The sequence below is a fragment of the Streptomyces swartbergensis genome (genome assembly GCF_002148965.1).
In the GTDB taxonomy this organism is placed as follows: domain Bacteria; phylum Actinomycetota; class Actinomycetes; order Streptomycetales; family Streptomycetaceae; genus Streptomyces; species Streptomyces swartbergensis.
In genome coordinates, this window is record NZ_NGFN01000193.1 from 1 (window position 1) to 16198 (window position 16198).

At 71.1% G+C, this 16198-nt stretch carries 13 protein-coding genes; 1 reads left to right on the top strand and 12 read right to left on the bottom strand.

Annotated elements, in window-relative coordinates:
- A partial coding sequence (locus tag CA983_RS26735; protein WP_143645564.1) for a non-ribosomal peptide synthetase occupies positions 1-3805 on the top strand: 3805 nt, incomplete at its 5' end.
- Positions 3806-3818: 13 nt separating this feature from the next.
- On the opposite strand, the gene CA983_RS26740 is transcribed toward CA983_RS26735, so the two are convergent.
- The 12 genes from CA983_RS26740 to CA983_RS26795 all read right to left on the bottom strand — a co-directional run bounded on the left by CA983_RS26740 (position 3819) and on the right by CA983_RS26795 (position 16019).
- Positions 3819-4601 (bottom strand): hypothetical protein, encoded by a 783-nt coding sequence (locus CA983_RS26740; RefSeq protein ID WP_086603399.1) that lies wholly within the window; start codon positions 4599-4601, stop codon positions 3819-3821.
- Between the two features lie 57 nt (positions 4602-4658).
- Complete coding sequence (locus tag CA983_RS26745; RefSeq protein ID WP_086603400.1) at positions 4659-5171, bottom strand: hypothetical protein; 513 nt, start codon at positions 5169-5171, stop codon at positions 4659-4661.
- On the bottom strand, positions 5144-6421 hold the full coding sequence (locus CA983_RS26750; protein WP_086603401.1) for an MCE family protein: 1278 nt from the start codon (positions 6419-6421) through the stop codon (positions 5144-5146). Before CA983_RS26750 ends, CA983_RS26745 begins: the two co-directional genes overlap by 28 nt.
- The gene (locus CA983_RS26755; RefSeq protein WP_086603402.1) at positions 6418-7722 is read right to left on the bottom strand and encodes an MCE family protein; all 1305 of its coding nucleotides are present in this window, start codon (positions 7720-7722) and stop codon (positions 6418-6420) included. The genes CA983_RS26750 and CA983_RS26755 overlap by 4 nt, the downstream gene beginning before the upstream one ends.
- Complete coding sequence (locus CA983_RS26760) at positions 7719-8855, bottom strand: MCE family protein (protein ID WP_244207116.1); 1137 nt, start codon at positions 8853-8855, stop codon at positions 7719-7721. Before CA983_RS26760 ends, CA983_RS26755 begins: the two co-directional genes overlap by 4 nt.
- Positions 8852-10012, bottom strand: a complete 1161-nt coding sequence (locus CA983_RS26765; RefSeq protein ID WP_244207117.1) for an MCE family protein — start codon at positions 10010-10012, stop codon at positions 8852-8854. Before CA983_RS26765 ends, CA983_RS26760 begins: the two co-directional genes overlap by 4 nt.
- Positions 10009-11046, bottom strand: coding sequence for an MCE family protein (locus CA983_RS26770; RefSeq protein WP_086603403.1), 1038 nt, complete (start codon positions 11044-11046; stop codon positions 10009-10011). The genes CA983_RS26765 and CA983_RS26770 overlap by 4 nt, the downstream gene beginning before the upstream one ends.
- Entirely contained in the window at positions 11043-12284 is a 1242-nt protein-coding gene (locus tag CA983_RS26775) for an MCE family protein (RefSeq protein ID WP_086603404.1), read from the bottom strand. Before CA983_RS26775 ends, CA983_RS26770 begins: the two co-directional genes overlap by 4 nt.
- An 8-nt stretch (positions 12285-12292) precedes the next feature.
- Positions 12293-13096, bottom strand: coding sequence for an MlaE family ABC transporter permease (locus tag CA983_RS26780; protein WP_086603405.1), 804 nt, complete (start codon positions 13094-13096; stop codon positions 12293-12295).
- Positions 13097-13099: 3 nt separating this feature from the next.
- On the bottom strand, positions 13100-13870 hold the full coding sequence (locus CA983_RS26785; RefSeq protein WP_086603406.1) for an MlaE family ABC transporter permease: 771 nt from the start codon (positions 13868-13870) through the stop codon (positions 13100-13102).
- The gene (locus CA983_RS26790; RefSeq protein WP_086603407.1) at positions 13867-14796 is read right to left on the bottom strand and encodes an ABC transporter ATP-binding protein; all 930 of its coding nucleotides are present in this window, start codon (positions 14794-14796) and stop codon (positions 13867-13869) included. The genes CA983_RS26785 and CA983_RS26790 overlap by 4 nt, the downstream gene beginning before the upstream one ends.
- A gap of 131 nt (positions 14797-14927) precedes the next feature.
- Positions 14928-16019, bottom strand: coding sequence for an RNA polymerase sigma factor (locus CA983_RS26795; protein WP_086603410.1), 1092 nt, complete (start codon positions 16017-16019; stop codon positions 14928-14930).
- Positions 16020-16198 lie beyond the last annotated feature (179 nt).

Sequence of the window (16198 nt, forward strand, 5' to 3'; positions counted from 1 at the left end):
CGGCGACGCACCGGAGCTGGCCCTGCCCACCGACCGCCCCCGCCCGCCGGTCAGGACGGGAGCGGGCGCGAGCCTCACGCACGCCCTCGACGCGGAACTGACGGACGGACTACGGAAGTTCGCCGCCCGACACCGCGCCACCCTCTTCATGACGCTGACCAGTGCGATCGGCGCGATCCTGGGCCGTTTCAGCGGGCAACGGGACGTGGTGATCGGCACCGCGGTGGCGGCCCGGCCCGCGGGCGCGGAAGACCACGTGGGCCTGTTCCTCGACACCGTGCCGCTGCGCCTGGACCTGACGGGCGACCCGGACTTCCCGACGCTGCTGCACCGGGTCCGGGAGAGCAGCACGTCGGCGTACGAACACCGGGGCGTGCCCTTCGACGAACTGGTCGGCGCGCTCAACCCGCGCCGTGACCCGGGCCGCAATCCGCTGTTCCAGGTGATGGTGGAGTACGAGAACGAGGGCGAGGCCCTGTTCGACCCGCCCCGCCTGACGGCCACCCTGCTCGACGTGCCGAGCGCCCGCGCCCCGTTCGACCTCAGCGTCTACCTCACCCACCACGCGGGTGGCGTCCGCTTCATGGTCGAGTACGACACGGCCCTCTTCGACGAGGCCACGGTTCGTCGCTTCGTGGACTACGTCGAACAGGTCCTGCGCCGCGCCCTGGACACACCGGGCGCGCCACTGGCGGACCTGACCGCGCTCACGGCAGCGGACCGCGCGGCCCTGTCCCACCTGGAGCACCCCGGCGAAGGAGCCCTCGCCGAAGGGGCCCTCGCCGAAGGTGCCCTGGCCACCCTGCACGGCCTGTTCGAGCAGCAGGCCCACCGCACCCCGGACGCCGTAGCCCTGATCAGCGGGGAACGACACCTCTCCTACGAGGAGTTGGACGCGGCGGCCAACCGCCTCGCCCGGCAGCTCCGCACCAGGGGCGCGGCACGCGGAGAGCGGGTCGCCGTACTCCTGCCCCGAGGCCCGCAGCTGATCACGGCCCTGCTCGCGGTACTCAAGAGCGGGGCGGCATACCTCCCCCTCGACCCGTCCCTCCCCACCCCGCGTCTGTCGCTGCTGCTCACCGACGGCACACCCGTACTCCTGCTCACCTCGGGCACCGCGCTCGCCGGGCACCCGGACCTCGCGCCGGAACCGCCCGTCCTGCGCATGGAACAGGCGGACGACACGCTGCCGTCCACCCCGCTCCCGCCCTTCCCGGACGGGGCGGGCCCGGAGGACCCGGCGTACTGCATCCACACCTCGGGCTCGACCGGCCGCCCGAAGGGCGTCGTCGTACCCCACCGCGGCCCGGCGAACCTGGTCCACAGTCATCTGCGCCGCCACCCCGCGCTCCGCACCCTGCAATGGACGTCACCGGCGTTCGACGTCAGCGTGCAGGAGATCTTCACGACGCTGGCCTCGGGAGCCGCGCTCGTCCTCGTCGACGACGCCGTACGGCACGACCCCGCGGCGCTGGCGCAGGCGGTGCGCCACCACCGGGTGCAGCGCGTGTTCATGCCCTGCACACCCCTGAAGTACCTGATGGAGACCGCCCCGCACCTCCCGTCCCTGCGCGAGCTGTTCTCGGCGGGCGAGGCACTCCAGCTCACGCCCGCCTTCCGCCGCTTCCTGTCCACGCACCCGGACTGCGCCCTCCACAACCAGTACGGCCCCACGGAGACGTCGATCATCGTCACGTCGCACCGCGTCGACCCGGCCGGCGAGGAGTGGCCCCCGATCGGCACCCCGGTGCCGGGAGCCCGCGTCCTGCTGCTGGACGACTCGGGCCGGCAGGTCCCGGTCGGCGCCGTCGGCGAGATCCACGTCAGCGGGACACCGGTGGCGCACGGCTACCACAACCGCCCCGCCGAGACCGCCGCCGCGTTCGTCGACGACGGCGAGGGCGGGGTGCTGTACCGCACGGGCGACCTGGGCCGCATACGCACGGACGGCACCCTGGAGTACCGGGGCCGCGCGGACGACCAGGTCAAGATCCGCGGCTACCGCGTCGAACCGGGCGAGGTCCAGTCGGCGTTGACGGCACTGCCCGGGGTCCGGGACGCGGCCGTCCTCCCCCGCCGGGACCGCCACGGTGACATGGAGCTGGTCGCGTACGTGGTGCCCACCGAACCGACGGCGTCCTGGCATTCCGCGCGCACCGCACTGGCCGCCGAACTGCCGGACCACCTCGTGCCCCGCCGCTGGGTGGCCCTCGACCGCCTCCCGGTGAACGCCTCCGGCAAGCTGGACCGCACGGCCCTGCCGGACCCGGAGGACGAGTCCGCCGAGCCGTCGCAGACCGGGCCGACGACGGCCCTGGAGAAGACGCTGCACGATCTGTGGGCCGAGGAACTGGCCACACGGCCGATCCCGGTCACCACGTCGTTCTTCGAACTCGGCGGCCACTCCCTGAGCGCGATCCGGCTGCTGAACCGCATGCGGGAGGAGGCGGACGTGGATCTCACGATGGCCGACTTCTTCCTGGATCCGACGATCCGGGGCATCGCGACACGTCACCGTGTCGTGGACACCGCGCCGATGCCCTCGACCCTGCGCCGCCTGTGGCTCCGCCACCACGCGCTCCCCGACCCGAGCGTGTACAACATCGCCCACCGCATGGACCTGCGCGGCGACCTGGACCCGGAGGTCCTGCACCAGGCCCTCAGGGACCTGGTGGCACGCCACCACGCGCTGCGCAGCCGCCCCGTGAGCCGGCAGGACGGGGAGTACGCGGTCGAAGTCCTGGCCGACGTCCCCGTGGACCTGCCGATCAGCGACCTCCGCGCCGGGAACACGAAGGAGGCCGTTGACCGCTGGTGCCGCGGGCCGGTCTCCACCCCGTTCACACTGGACCAGCCACCACTCTTCCGATTCCGCCTGGCCCGTCTCGCCAAGGACCACTGGGTCCTGGTGACGGTCTTCCACCACGCGGTGTGTGACGGCTGGTCCCTGAGCATCATCAGGCGCGACCTGCAGGAGCTGTACAACGCGCGACGATCGGATAGGGCCCCACAACTCCCGGTCACGGTCGCCCAGTTCACGGACTTCGCCCGCTCGGAACACGCCCTGCCGGACAGGCGCAGGACAGCCCTGGAACACTTCTGGCGCACGGAACTCGGCACCATCCCGCTGCGCCCGTCCCTCCCCTACGACCACCCGCACCCGGGCAAGCTCTCCGGCCGGGGCGCCCTGCACACCTGGACCATCACCGACGACACCCCCGCCCGCCTGGCCGGCACGGCAACCCGCCTGGGCACCACGGCCTACACGGTCCTCGCGGCCGCGTTCGCCACGTGGCTGGGCGACCTCTGCGGCGAGGAGAACGACATCGTCCTGGCGGCCTCCAGCGCCAACCGCGTCCAGCGCGACCGCTCCGAGATCGTCGGAATCCTGGGCGACGCCGTACTCCTACGGGCCCGGCTCGGCGAAGCGGAGTCCTTCCCGGACCTGGTGTCCCAACTGAGCACCACCCTCTTCACGGCCCTCGACCACCAGGAACTGCCCCTGACGGACGTGGTGTCCCTCGTCTCGCCCGAGCTGAAGGACGTCCTGTTCCCCACGGTCCTGTTCACGGTGATCACCACAGAGCCCCCGACCCTGAACCTCCAGGAGGTCTCCACCACCATCCAGGCCCTGCCCGTCCAGGGCGTGGCCCGCAACGAGCTCTACGTCGTGATCGCACCGGAGGCCGACACGATCACGGTCACGTTCGAGTACTCGACGGACCTGTTCACCCGGGAGACGGTCGAGGCGTGGGCCGGGTCCTTCACCGAGGCGCTGAGGTCCGCGGTGGACTGCGGGGACTGAAGGAAACCGCTCTTCACAGCGCGTCCACCGCGCTCACCTTCCACCCGTCGCCCGTGCGGTCCATCGTCATCCGCACCCGGTTCTGGTCCACTCGGGAACCCGAGACCTGGGTGCTCTCGGTGACCTGGTTGATGAACAGCAGGACCACCACCTTGTCGGGAGAGGCCGAGACGACGGAGGCGGCCGGGGTGCCGCCGGAGCCGGGGGCGGCGACCGTGGCCTTCACCACGCCGTGGTACTTCTCGGCCGTCGGGGCGACCACGGTCTTCGTGGTCTTGGAGTACTCGTCGCGGAAGTCGCCGGTCAGGTGGGCGCGGGCCCTGGAGAAGTCCTTGTCCAGGCGGCGGTAGTCGTACGACAGGACGACCGGCGCCGCTTTCCGCGCGGCCGCGAGCGCCTCGGTCCGGGCGCTCTCCGTCAGGCGGCCGTCGCGGTACTGCCATCCCAGGGCGGCGAGCGCGACCAGGCCGACGACGAGCAGGACGGCCAGGACCAAGGTGAGCGGCCTCCGACGGCCGCCGGACCCCGGCTCGCTCCGGTCTTCCGGCCCGTCCTCCTGGAACGACTCCTGCGACGGCTCCGGCGGGTCGTCCCAGCCGCCCCTGGGGGCCTCGACGACGACGGTGCGTCCGGCGCGCGGCCGCTCGGCCCGGCGCGGGGACTCCTCGTCGCCGGCCGTCGCCGCGCCCGCTTCGCGGTGGCCGCGCTCCGCGCGCTTCGCCGCCGCGCGGGCGGCCGCCGTCATGGTGCGGCGGGTGCCGGGGCCGGGGGCGCGGCCGGTGGTCGTCTTCGGCATGGTGGTACTCCTCGTGCTCCTCGTCGGTGCTTGCCGTTCGGCGGATCGGCCCGTGGGTCAGCCGACGAACTCGACGTCGGACGTCAGCCAGCGGCCGTCCTTGTGTACGAGGTCGAGCTGGAGCCGGTACGTGCGCGCCTCCCCGTCGGGCGCGGCGGTGTTGGTCACCTTGCTGTCGGCGACCACCAGTACCCGGGCCGAGTCCTCGTCGGAGCGGACGATGCCCGCCTCCAGGACCTGGCCCTCCGACACGGACTTGTTCTGGGCCACCAGCTTCGTCAACTGGTCCGTCTGCGCGGTGAACTGCTTCTTGAACTCGCCGGTCGCGCCCGCCAGCACGTTCGCGCTGTCGCGGTCGTAGTGCCGGTAGTCGAGGGAGGTGAAGTTCAGCGCCGACTGGCGGGCCGCGGCCAGGATGCCCTGGTGCCGCTGGTCCGCCGCGCGCTGCTGGTAGAGGCCGAAGGCCAGCCAGAGTGACAGTGCCGTGGTGACGACGGTCGCCGCGACGAGTCCCGCCGTCATCACTCCGGGCCGCACCGGCCTCATGCCATGGGGCCAACGAGCAGCCATTGCCACGACTCCTTTCCGAACACGGCCTGCTGGCCGCCCGTCGAGCCGATCTCGACGTTCCTTCCGTCCGGGCCGGTGGTGGTACCGGTCTCCGGGTCGTACGGGGTGACGTAGGTCGCCTGGTTCGCGCCGCCGTCGGCGGGCGACGCGCCCGGGGCGTTCTGCGCGCCCCGTACCGACGACTCGCTGCCGCGCGGGAGCATGCAGCGGGCGTCGGTGTTCGCCTCGCGTGTGCTGGTGTCCGCGGGATCGCGGCGTGCCGTGCCGTACCCCTGGGTGCAGGCCGGCGGGTCGTCGGCGTTCAGCACCAGGCCGAAGTGGGTGGTGCCGTCGCCCGGGACGACCGTGTAGCTGCCCGCGACCATCAGCGGGAAGGTGACCAGGGCCTGCTCGACGCCGGGGAGGCGGGCCAGCGTGACCTGGCCGCCGCTGATCAGGTTGGCCAGCAGGACCGACAGCTGCGGCCCGGTCGACTTCAGCAGCGAGTTCAGCTCCTGCGCCGCCGGCCGCGCGTTGCCGATCAGCTTGCGCAGGTCCCCGTCGCTGGCCTTCAACTGGGCCGAGAGCGCCGCCAGATCGCGCGCGAACGACTTGATCGACGAGCCCTGGTCGGCCTGCGTCTTCAGGACCTTGCGTGAGTCCTCGATCAGGGCGATCGTCTCCGGCAGCGCCTCGGACGCCGACTCGACCAGGGTGTTGCCCGAGTCCACCAGGCGGCTCAGGTTCGGGCCGGTGCCCGCGAAGGCCTTGCCCAACTCGTCGACCGTGACCCGCAGGTCGTCCTTGCCGACCGAATTCACCAGGCGGTCGAGGCTGAGGACCATGTCCGTCGTCGACAGCGGCACCCGCGTGCTCTCGCGCGGGATCGTGCTGCCGTTCAGCAGGTACGGGCCGCGGGAGGTGCGGGGCTGGAGATCGACGTACTGCTCGCCCACCGCCGAACGGTTCGCCACCACGGCCAGCGTGTCCGCCGGGATGCGCGGCGCCCCGTCCTCGATGTCGAGCACCACCGAGACCCCGTCCGGGCCGGTCAGGCGCAGTGCGCCGACCTTGCCCACGGGTACCCCGCGATAGGTGACCTCGGCGCCGGGGAAGACGCCCCCGGAGTCGGCGAAGTCGGCCCGCACGGTGTAGCCGCGGTCCAGGACCTCGTCCACCAGGCCCGTGTACTCGGCGCCGACGTACGACACCCCCACGGCGGTGAGGGTGGCGAAGGCGATCAGTTGCGCCTTGACCGTACGGGTGATCACGGCTGGACCCCCTTCAGCATCAGCTCGGCGAGTTCGAGGTTGATCCCCTCGGGCCAGTCACCGCCGGTGCGGTGGCCGCCGGCGCCGTAGCCGGCGGTGCACACCGGCGGGCACAGCAGGTCGTCGCCGCCCGAGGGGGCCGACGGGGGCGACGGCACGCTCGGGGCGCTCGGCAGCGCGGTGGGCTTCGGCACGTCCGGCAGATCCGGTGCCTCCGGGAGATCCGGCACGTCCGGCAGGTCCGGGGTCTCGGGCAGCTCGGGTACCTGAGTGTCCCCGCCGTTCCCGCCGCCCGGCTCGTCCGTCAGGTTGCCGTAGATCCCGGGCAGGTCGAGGTCCGCCGTGATGTGCAGGTTGACGTAGTCGCCCTTGATGGCGTCCACCACGTTGCGCGGGAACGGGTATGTCGTCAGCAGTTCCAGGGAGTTGGGCAGGTCGCTGCCCGCCTTGTTGAGTTGTCGCAGGATCGGCCGCAGCCGCTTGAGGTTGGCGACCGTGTCGTCGTGCGAGGCGTTGACCACCTTGGTGCCGGTCCTGCCCAGCTTGGACAGGGCGGTGAGCATCCTCGTCAGGTCGCGGCGCTGGTCGGCCAGGACCTTCAGGGCGGGCGGCATCGTGTCGACGGCGTCGGCGATCGTCTTCTTCTCCTTGCCCAGCCGTTTTGCCAGCCGGTCCACGGCCTTCAGCGCGCGGACGATGTCCCGGCGCTGGTCGTCCAGGCCGCCGATGAAGGTGTCGAGCTCCTTGAGCAGGGACTTGACCCGGTTCTCCCGGCCCTCCAGGGCCTTGTTCAGTTCGGTGGTGATCGTCTTGAGCTGGGCGACGCCGCCGCCGTTGAGGAGGGCGGACAGCGCGGACAGCACCTCCTCGACCTCCGGGTTGCGGCCGCTGCGGGACAGGGGGATCACGTCACCGTCGCGGAGCCGGCCGACCGGCGTGCCTTCCGGCGGCACGGCCAGCGCCACGTACTTCTCGCCGAGCATGCTGGTCTGCCGCAGCCCGGCGACGGCGTTGGCGGGCAGCTTCACCGAGTCGGCGACCCGGAGGCGGACCCTCGCGTGCCAGCCCTCCAGCTCCACCTTCTCCACCGCGCCCACGGTGACGTTGTCGACCTTGACCGCCGACTGCGGAACCAGGTCCAGGACGTCGCGGAACTCGACGGTGACGTGGTAGGCGTGGCCGTCGGCGGCGGCTCCGCCGGGGAGCGGGACGTCGTACCAGCCGTTGAACTCGCAGCCGGACAGCAGCAGCGTCCCGACGGCCGCCCATGCGACGGCTCCGCCCTTGTGCGGTGGCCTCATGCGCGTGCCCCCAGGATTCCGCCGAGGGTGCGGTCGACCGTGCCGGGGGCCGCGGTGCCGTCGGGTACTTCGGGCACTTCGGGCAGGGAGTCGAAGAGGTCCCTCAGGTCCTTGCAGTCGGTCTTCTCCCCGGTCGTCTCCCCTGTCGTCTTCAGGATCGAGCACAGCAGGGAGGCCGGATCCTGCGGATGGTCGGGGTTGTTGCGGGTGTCGAGGGTTCCGGCGGAGGGGTTGTAGGCGTTGTTCAGGTTCGACATGCCCGTCGGCGCGACTTCCAGCAGCTCCTCCAGCGCCGCCCGTTGGGTGACGAGCACCTTGGTCACCTTGCTCAGGCCCTCCACGTTCGACGTCAGGGACTTCTTGTTCTTCTTCACGAAGGCGGACACGTCACCGAGGGCCGTTCCGAGGTGTTTCAGGGCGGCCGCCAGGTCCTTGCGCTCGCCTGCGAGTTGCTCGGCGACCTTGGCGAGGCTGGTGTTGAACGACCGCACGCTCTTGTCGTCGGCCGCCAGTGCCGCCGTGAACACCTGGAGGTTGCGGACCGTGCCGAACAGGTCCGTGCGGCCGTCGGAGAGAGTCGTGACCGCCTCCGAGAGGTCCCCGACCATCCGGTGGAGGTTCTTCCCCTGGCCGTCGAGGTTGTCTGCGCTGACGCCGAGCAGCCGTGACAGGGCGCCGTCCTTGTTGGCGCCGTCGGGGCCGAGCGCCTCGGCCGTGGTGTGCAGGCTGTCGAAGACGCGGTCCAGTTCGACCGGTACGGCCGTGCGCGACTCGGGGATCTCGTCGCCGTCCCGCAGCACCGGGCCGCTCCGGTACACCGGCAGCAGCTGCACGTAACGGTCGCTGACGACCGAGGAGTTGATGATCGCGGCCTGTGCGTCTGCCGGGACCTTGCGGTCGGCGTCGTACTCCAGCTCCACCCGCACCCGGCCGCCCTCCGGCGTGATCTTCTTGACCTCGCCGATCCGTACACCCAGCACGCGGACGTCCGAGCCGGGGTAGATGCCGACGGTGCGCGGGAAGTACGCCGTGACGCGGGCCGGCTCGGTCCGCGGCCACAGGACGTAGGTGAGCGCGGCGACCAGGGCCAGGGCGGTCAGCAGGGCCAGGGGCTTCGTGCGACGGTTGCTCACCGCTCTCCTCCCGTTCGTGGGACCACTGGGGCGGCGACCAGGTTCTGGACGTAGGAGTCGAACCAGCGGCCGTTGCCGAGGGTGTTGGTGAAGACCCGCACGTAGGGGGCCAGGAGCTTGATGCTCCGCTCCAGGCCGGCTTGGTTCCGTTCGAGCATCTTCACGACGGTGTTGAGGCCCTTGAGCGCGGGCCCGATCTCCTTCTCGTTGTCCTGGACCAGGCCGGAGAGCTGGATGCCGAGCGCGGCGGAGGTCTTCAGCAGCTTGTGGATCGCCGCACGCCGCTTGTTGATCTCCTTGAACAGCTTGTCGCCGTCCTCGACCAGGGCGGTGAAGTCGCCCGACCGGTCGGCGAGTACGCCCGTCACGCCGTTCGCGTGGTCGAGGAGCTCCCCGAGGGCCTTGTCGCGTGAGGCCACCGTCCGCGAGATCTTCGACAGGCCCTTGATGGACGCCCGTACCTCTTGCGGTGAGTCCTCGAAGGTCGCCGAGATGGTGTCCAGCGCCTTCGCGAGCTGGTCGGTGTCGACCTTCTCCGTCGTGGTGGTGAGATCGCTGAACGCCTGTACGACGTCGTACGCGGGGACGGTCCGCGTCAGCGGGATCTCGCTGCCGGGTTCCAACCGGCCCCGCCCCTTCGGGTGCAGGGCGAGGTACTTCGCGCCGAGGATCGTCTTGACCCGGATCGACGCGCCGGTCTCGGTGCCGAACGCCGGCTCGTCCTTGATCTTGAAGGTGACCTTGACGTGGTCGCCGTCCAGGTCGACCTCCTCGACCTTGCCGACCTTGACCCCGGCGATCCGCACCTCGTCGCCCGGCTTGAGACCGCCCGCCTCCGCGAAGGCGGCGCTGTACGTCTCGCCGTCGCCGATCACCGGCAGGCGGTCGGCGTTGAACGCGGCCACGGTCAGCAGCGCGAGGACGGTGAGTCCGATCGCGCCGATGGCGATGGGGTTGCGCTCGCGGAAGGGGCCGAGGTGCGGACGGCGGAGCCGTATCTTCGGCAGCTTCGGAGGCTCGACGCGGACCTTGATCAGCGGCTGCGGACGCGGCTTGCGGCGCGGCAGGAGCCGTATCTTCGGCAGCCGTACTCTCGGCAGCTTCGGCGGTTCCACCCGCACCTTGACCAGCGGCTCCGGGCGGCGCTTGCGGCTCATGCCCCGCACCTCGCCCTCGCCACGTGCATCTCGGGCGTGAGCACCTGCTTCGTCTTCGGCAGCACGATCCGGCCGTCGAAGTCGCACAGGTAGAAGTTGAACCACGAGCCGTAGGACGCCGTCCCCGTCAGCTCGTTGAGCTTGTTCGGCAGCCTCTTCAGCACGCCCTCCACGGTCTTCTCGTTGTCGTTCAGCGTCCCGGTGAGGTCGGTCAGTTCCGCGATGTCGTCCTTGAGCGGCGGACGCGCGTCCTTCAGCAGGCCCGAGGTGGCCTCCGTCAGATCGCCGATGCTCACCAGCGACTCCCCGATGGGCTTGCGGTCGGCGGACAGGCCGGAGATGACCCGGCGCAGCTGCTTGAGCAGTCCGGAGAAGCGGGCGCCGCGCTTGTCGAGCGTCTTCAGCACGGTGTTGAGGTTGTCGATCACCGAGCCGATCAGCTTGTCCCGGCCGGCCAGCGTCGTGGTGAGCGACGCCGTGTGCGTCAGCAGGCTGTTGACGGTGCCGCCCTCGCCCTGGAGGGTCTTGATGATCTCGGTGGCGAGCTGGTTGACGTCCTTCGGGCTGAGCGCGGCGAACAGCGGCTTGAAGCCGTTCAGCAGCGCGTTCAGGTCGAGGGCGGGCTGGGTGCGCGCGAGCGGGATCGTGCCGCCGGGGCGCAGCCGGGTGCCGTCGCCGGCGCCCTCGGTCAGTGCGACGTAGCGCTGTCCGACCAGGTTGCGGTAGCGGATGACGGCGCCCGTGCTGGTGAGCAGGGGCCGGTCCCGGCTGACCGTGAAGGTGACCTCGGCCAACGTCCGGTCCTTGATCCGGATGCCCTCGACCTCGCCGACCCGCACGCCGGCCACCCGGATGTCGTCGCCCTCCTCCAGGCCGGTGACGTCGCTGAAGACCGCGCGGTACTCGTGCTCGGGGGTGAAGGAGATGTTCACGATGGTGGCGGCGAGCAGGGCCGTCGCCACCACCGTCACCAGCGCGAAGAGACTGAACTTGATCAGCGGGGCGGCGGTCTGCCGGGCTCCTGTGGTGCTCATGCGACGCTCACCGCCGTCCCGCGCGCCATCGGCCCGAACAGCAGCGTCGCGACCGGCGGCACCTCGTCCGCGGGCACGCCCAGCACCGGCGCCACGAGCGAACCGACGGCCCGCTGCTCGGCCCGGGTGGCGGAGACGCCGAGCGGACCGCCCGAGGACGAACTCGCCTTCTTCGAACCGTCGTCGAGGTGGGCCCCGGGTGCCGGCACCGGAGGGTGCGGCAGGTCACGGCAATTGGGGCCGGACCGCTCGCGGTAGCGCGGTTCCTCACCCGGTTCGTACGCACCCTGCTGCCGTACGACCTCCAGCGTGATGTGCATCTTTCCGCCCCGGAACGCCTCCTCGGACGCCTTCTCCTGCCGGACCAGGCCGGCCAGCAGACAGGGGTACTGAGGGGAGTACCGGGCGAACAGCTCCAGCGTGGGGCGGGAGACCCGGCCGAGGGTGATGAGCCGGTCGCCGTTCGCGTCGAGGAAGTCGTCGGCGGTGCCCGCGACGGTCGCCGTGGTCTTCAGCGCCGCCGCCAGCCGGTCCTTCTCCTCGACGATCGTTCGGCTGGTGGTGACGGTGTTGCGCAGGATCTCCATCAGGTCGGGCGCCGCGTCACCGTAGACCTCGGCGACGTCGGCGAAGCGTGCGATGTCCTCTTTCAGGGACGGCAGGTGCGGATTGAGGCGGCGCAGGTAGGCCTCCACTCGCGTGAGGTTGTCGCCGATCCGGTCGCCGCGCCCCTCCAGGGCGGTGGCGAACGCGGAGAGCGTGGCGTTGAGCTTGCCGGGCTGGACCGTCCGCAGCAGGGGCAGCAGGTCGTTCATCAGCTGCTGGACCTCGATGCCGACGCGGGTGCGGTCCTGGGTGATGACGTCCCCGGCGCGGATGGGGCGGGCGGACGAACCAGCGGGCGGGACCAGGTCGACGTACTTCTCGCCGAACAGCGTCTTGGGCAGCAGGCGCGCGTGCACGTCGGACGGGATGTGGGCGACGTGCTCCGGCTTGAGCGCGATGTCGAGCGTCGCCTTCGTCCCGTCGGCCCGCACCTCGCGCACCTCGCCGACCAGCAGCCCGCGCAGCTTGACGTCGGCCCGGGGATCGAGCTGGTTGCCGAGGCTGTCGGCCTCCAGCGTGATCCGCACGACCGGCGTGAACACCTGCCGGTAGACGGCGACGGACAGGGACAGCAGCAACGCGAGCACGGCGATGAAGACGACGCCGTACAACCGCAGTCTCAGCACCCTCATACGGCGGCTCACCCCGCGATCCGTACGGTCGTGCTGGCGCCCCAGATCGCCAGCGACAGGAAGAAGTCCAGGACGTTGATCGCCACGATCGAGGTCCGCACCGCGCGGCCCACCGCGACGCCGACGCCCGCCGGGCCGCCGCTCGCGTAGTAGCCGTAGAAGCAGTGCACCAGGATGATCAGGACGGCGAAGACCAGCACCTTCCCGAAGGACCACAGGACGTCCACCGGGGGCAGGTACTGCTGGAAGTAGTGGTCGTACGTGCCCGTGGACTGCCCGTAGTAGCCGGTGGTGATGGTGCGGGCGGCCAGGTACGAGGACAGCAGGCCGATCACGTACAGCGGGACAACGGCCACGAACCCGGCGATCATCCGCGTCGTCACCAGGAACGGCAGCGAGGGCACGCCCATCACCTCCAGCGCGTCGGTCTCCTCGCTGATCCGCATCGCGCCGAGCTGGGCGGTGAACCCGGCGCCGACGGTCGCCGAGAGGGCGAGCCCGGCCACCAGCGGGGCGATCTCGCGGGTGTTGAAGTACGCCGAGAGGAAGGCGACGAAGTTGGAGGTGCCGAGCTGGTTCAGGGCCGCGTATCCCTGCAGCCCGACCTCCGTGCCGGTGAAGAACGACAGGAACGCGATCACGCCGACCGTGCCGCCCACGACGGCGAGCGCGCCCCGGCCGAAGCTCACCTCGGCGAGCAGCCGCAGGATCTCCTTCTTGTAGCGGCGCACGGTACGGCCGGTCCAGGCCAGTGACCGCCCGTAGAAGGACAGCTGGGCACCCAGCTCCTCCAGACGATTCAGCAGCGCCATGCCTTAGCCCCTCTGCGGAACGACTTGGAAGTACACGGCGGTCATCACGAAGTTCGTCACGAACAGCAACATGAAGGTAATCACCACCGACTGGTTCACCGCGTCGCCCACGCCCTTGGGTCCGCCCTTCGCGGTCAGCCCCTTGTAGGAGGCGACGATCCCGGCGATCGCGCCGAAGACGAGTGCCTTGACCTCGGCCGCCCAGAGATCGGAGAGCTGGGCGAGGGTGGTGAAGGAGGCCAGGTAGGCGCCCGGGGTGCCGTTCTGGAGAACGACGTTGAAGAAGTAGCCGCCCGCCACGCCCACCACCGACACCAGGCCGTTGAGCAGCACCGCCACCAGCATCGACGCCAGCACGCGGGGGACGACCAGCCGGTGGATGGGGTCGATGCCCAGCACCTGCATCGCGTCGATCTCGTCGCGGATCTTCCGCGCCCCGAGGTCGGCGCAGATCGCCGTGCCGCCGGCGCCCGCGATCAGCAGCGCGGTGACGATCGGCGAGGCCTCGCGCAGCACGGCGAGCACGGAGGCGGCCCCGGAGAAGGACTGGGCGCCCAACTGCCGGGTGAGGCTGCCGATCTGGAGCGCGATGACCGCCCCGAACGGGATGGAGACCAGGGCCGTCGGCAGGATGGTGACGCTCGCGACGARCCAGGTCTGCTGGATGAACTCCCGTGCCTGGAAGGGCCGTCGGGGGATCGTCCGGACGACGTCCAGCGCCATCGCGAAGAGGCTGCCCGAGTGCCGCAGCGCTCCGAGCGGTGACAGGCTCACGCGCCGGCCACCTCCTTCTGGTGCAGCGCCGCCTCGCGCCGGGCGATGGCCTCCCAGCGGGGTGGCCGGGTGATGCCCGGCCCCGGCAGCAGGCGGGGAGCCGGCTCCTGAACGAGCGCGCTGTCGTCGAGCTGCGCGAGCTCCTGCTCGACCTGGGCGGCGTCCTTCTCCTCCGCCATGCCGATCGGGCCCTGCATCCGGCCGTTCAGGAACTGCCGTACGACGGGCTCGTCGCTGGCCAGCAGCTCCTCACGCGGCCCGAACATCACCAGCTCGCGGCGGAACAGCAGCCCGATGTTGTCCGGCACCTGGCGGGCGGAGGCGATGTCGTGCGTGACGATCAGGAAGGTCGCGTCGATCTGGGCGTTGAGGTCGACGATGAGCTGGTTGAGGTAGGCCACGCGGACCGGGTCGAGGCCCGAGTCGGGCTCGTCGAAGAGGATGATCTCCGGGTCGAGGACGAGGGCCCGGGCCAGCCCCGCCCGCTTCCGCATCCCGCCGGAGATCTCACCGGGCAGCTTCCCTTCCGCCCCGATCAGCCCGACCATGTCCATCTTCTCCAGCACGATGCGCCGGATGTCGCTCTCGGACCTACGGGTGTGCTCGCGCAGCGGGAAGGCGATGTTGTCGTACAGGTTCATCGAGCCGAACAGCGCGCCGTCCTGGAACAGCACGCCGAAGAGTTTCCGCACCTCGTACAGGTCGCGCTCGCGGAGCCTCGTGATGTCCCGGCCCTGGATCGTGATCGACCCGCGCTCCGGCTTGAGCAGGCCGACGAGCGTCTTGAGGAACACCGACTTGCCCGTACCGGAGGGGCCGAGCATGACCGAGACCTCCCCGGCGGGCAGCGTCAGCGAGACGTCCTGCCAGATGACCTGGTGACCGAAGGACTTGGTCAGCCCTTCCACACAGATCTCGACACCCATCCGGTCCACCCTTCAGCCCATGGAGCAGCTCTGACATCTGCTCTACGGGGAGGGGAGGGGGGTCCGTCGCTCGAGTGGCGGATTTTTTTCGGGCGGATTTCCGGGCGGGTTTCCGGGCGGTTTTCCGGGCGCTACGGGAGCGGGCTCGGCGTGGGCGCGGGGAGCGAGGCGGACGGTACGGCGGGAGCCTCCGGAGCTTCCGGGACCGCAGGGACCGCGGTGTCGGTCGGCACGGCGGAGGGCTCAACCGGCAGATCGGGGACGTCGGGCTTCGGGACGTCGGGCACCTGCGGGACCTCCGGCACGGACAGCGCGGGCAGCGGCGACACCGGGACCTCAGGAACGTCCGGGACCTCCGGCAGTGACGGCACCGACGGCACGGACAGCGGAAGGAACGATTCGCCCACGGGAGACTCGGCCGCTCCGCGCTCGGCTGCCGCAGCCGTGGACCCATTCCCCCGAGGCGTACGGTCCCCTCCACCGCTGTCCGGCCGGACCGCCTCGGCCCCCGGAGAGGCAACGGCGGGCCGAGGCGGCCTACCACCCCCGCCCCCGCTGCCATCGAGGGCGTACGGCAGCACGAACCCCGCCACCGCCAGGGACGCCGCCGTCGAGGCGACCGCCACGGCCTGTGCCCTGCCGACTCCGCGCGGCCGCCCCCAGCCGATCAGGAACAGTGCGAACCCGAGCGTGGCGGCCAGCGACTGCCGCAGAGTCCGCCGTGCGCGGGCCAGCAGCGACTCGACGGTCCGGTAGCTGAGCCCCATCCGGACGGCGACCTGGCTGACGTCCAGGTCCTCCGACTTCAGCCGCAGCGCCTCGGCCTGCCGCGCGGGCAGCTCACCACTGCGCACCGCCAGCCACTTCGCCTCGGCCCGGTCGCACACCGCCTCGTCGACGGGCACCGGGCCGGGGGCGATGAGCGTCGGGCTGGTACGCACCTCGGCCTCGCGGTTCACCTGCCGGTAGCGGTCGACGCACAGCCGCATCGTCACCGTCGTCAGCCAGGCCGCGAGCCGCTCGTCGTCCAGGTCGGGCCGCTCGGCGGCGCGCAGCATCGCCTCGTGCACCGCGTCCTCGGCGTCCTCCGGGCTCATCGACCTGCGCCGGGCCACCTTGAGCAGGTGCTCGCGGTGGCTCCACATGCGCCGCCACCGCTCGTCGGCCGCGGTCACCTCCGCAGGTGTCTCTGCGGGCATGTCCGCAGGCATGTCCGTCGCCATGAGGGCCCCTTCGCGCTCGCCCACCGGTCTCGTGCTGTCCGGCGGGGGGCGACATTACCGCCCAGTATCGGCGGTTGTGGAGGGGGAGACGGTCATCGAGTCCGCGCTGTTACTGGCGAGTGGGGCGCCGCTGGGCAGCAGGTCGGGGGCAGGGAGCTCCAAGTCCGGGTCGGGAGCGG

What these genes read in the sequence shown, in the direction of transcription:
- CA983_RS26765 (WP_244207117.1), bottom strand. Translation starts at nt 10,012, where the DNA reads ATGAGCCGCAAGCGCCGCCCGGAGCCGCTGGTCAAGGTGCGGGTGGAA.
- CA983_RS26745 (WP_086603400.1), bottom strand. Translation starts at nt 5,171, where the DNA reads ATGGCTGCTCGTTGGCCCCATGGCATGAGGCCGGTGCGGCCCGGAGTG.
- CA983_RS26740 (WP_086603399.1), bottom strand. Translation starts at nt 4,601, where the DNA reads ATGCCGAAGACGACCACCGGCCGCGCCCCCGGCCCCGGCACCCGCCGC.
- CA983_RS26795 (WP_086603410.1), bottom strand. Translation starts at nt 16,019, where the DNA reads ATGGCGACGGACATGCCTGCGGACATGCCCGCAGAGACACCTGCGGAG.
- CA983_RS26780 (WP_086603405.1), bottom strand. Translation starts at nt 13,096, where the DNA reads ATGGCGCTGCTGAATCGTCTGGAGGAGCTGGGTGCCCAGCTGTCCTTC.
- CA983_RS26770 (WP_086603403.1), bottom strand. Translation starts at nt 11,046, where the DNA reads ATGAGCACCACAGGAGCCCGGCAGACCGCCGCCCCGCTGATCAAGTTC.
- CA983_RS26755 (WP_086603402.1), bottom strand. Translation starts at nt 7,722, where the DNA reads ATGAGGCCACCGCACAAGGGCGGAGCCGTCGCATGGGCGGCCGTCGGG.
- CA983_RS26775 (WP_086603404.1), bottom strand. Translation starts at nt 12,284, where the DNA reads ATGAGGGTGCTGAGACTGCGGTTGTACGGCGTCGTCTTCATCGCCGTG.
- CA983_RS26790 (WP_086603407.1), bottom strand. Translation starts at nt 14,796, where the DNA reads ATGGGTGTCGAGATCTGTGTGGAAGGGCTGACCAAGTCCTTCGGTCAC.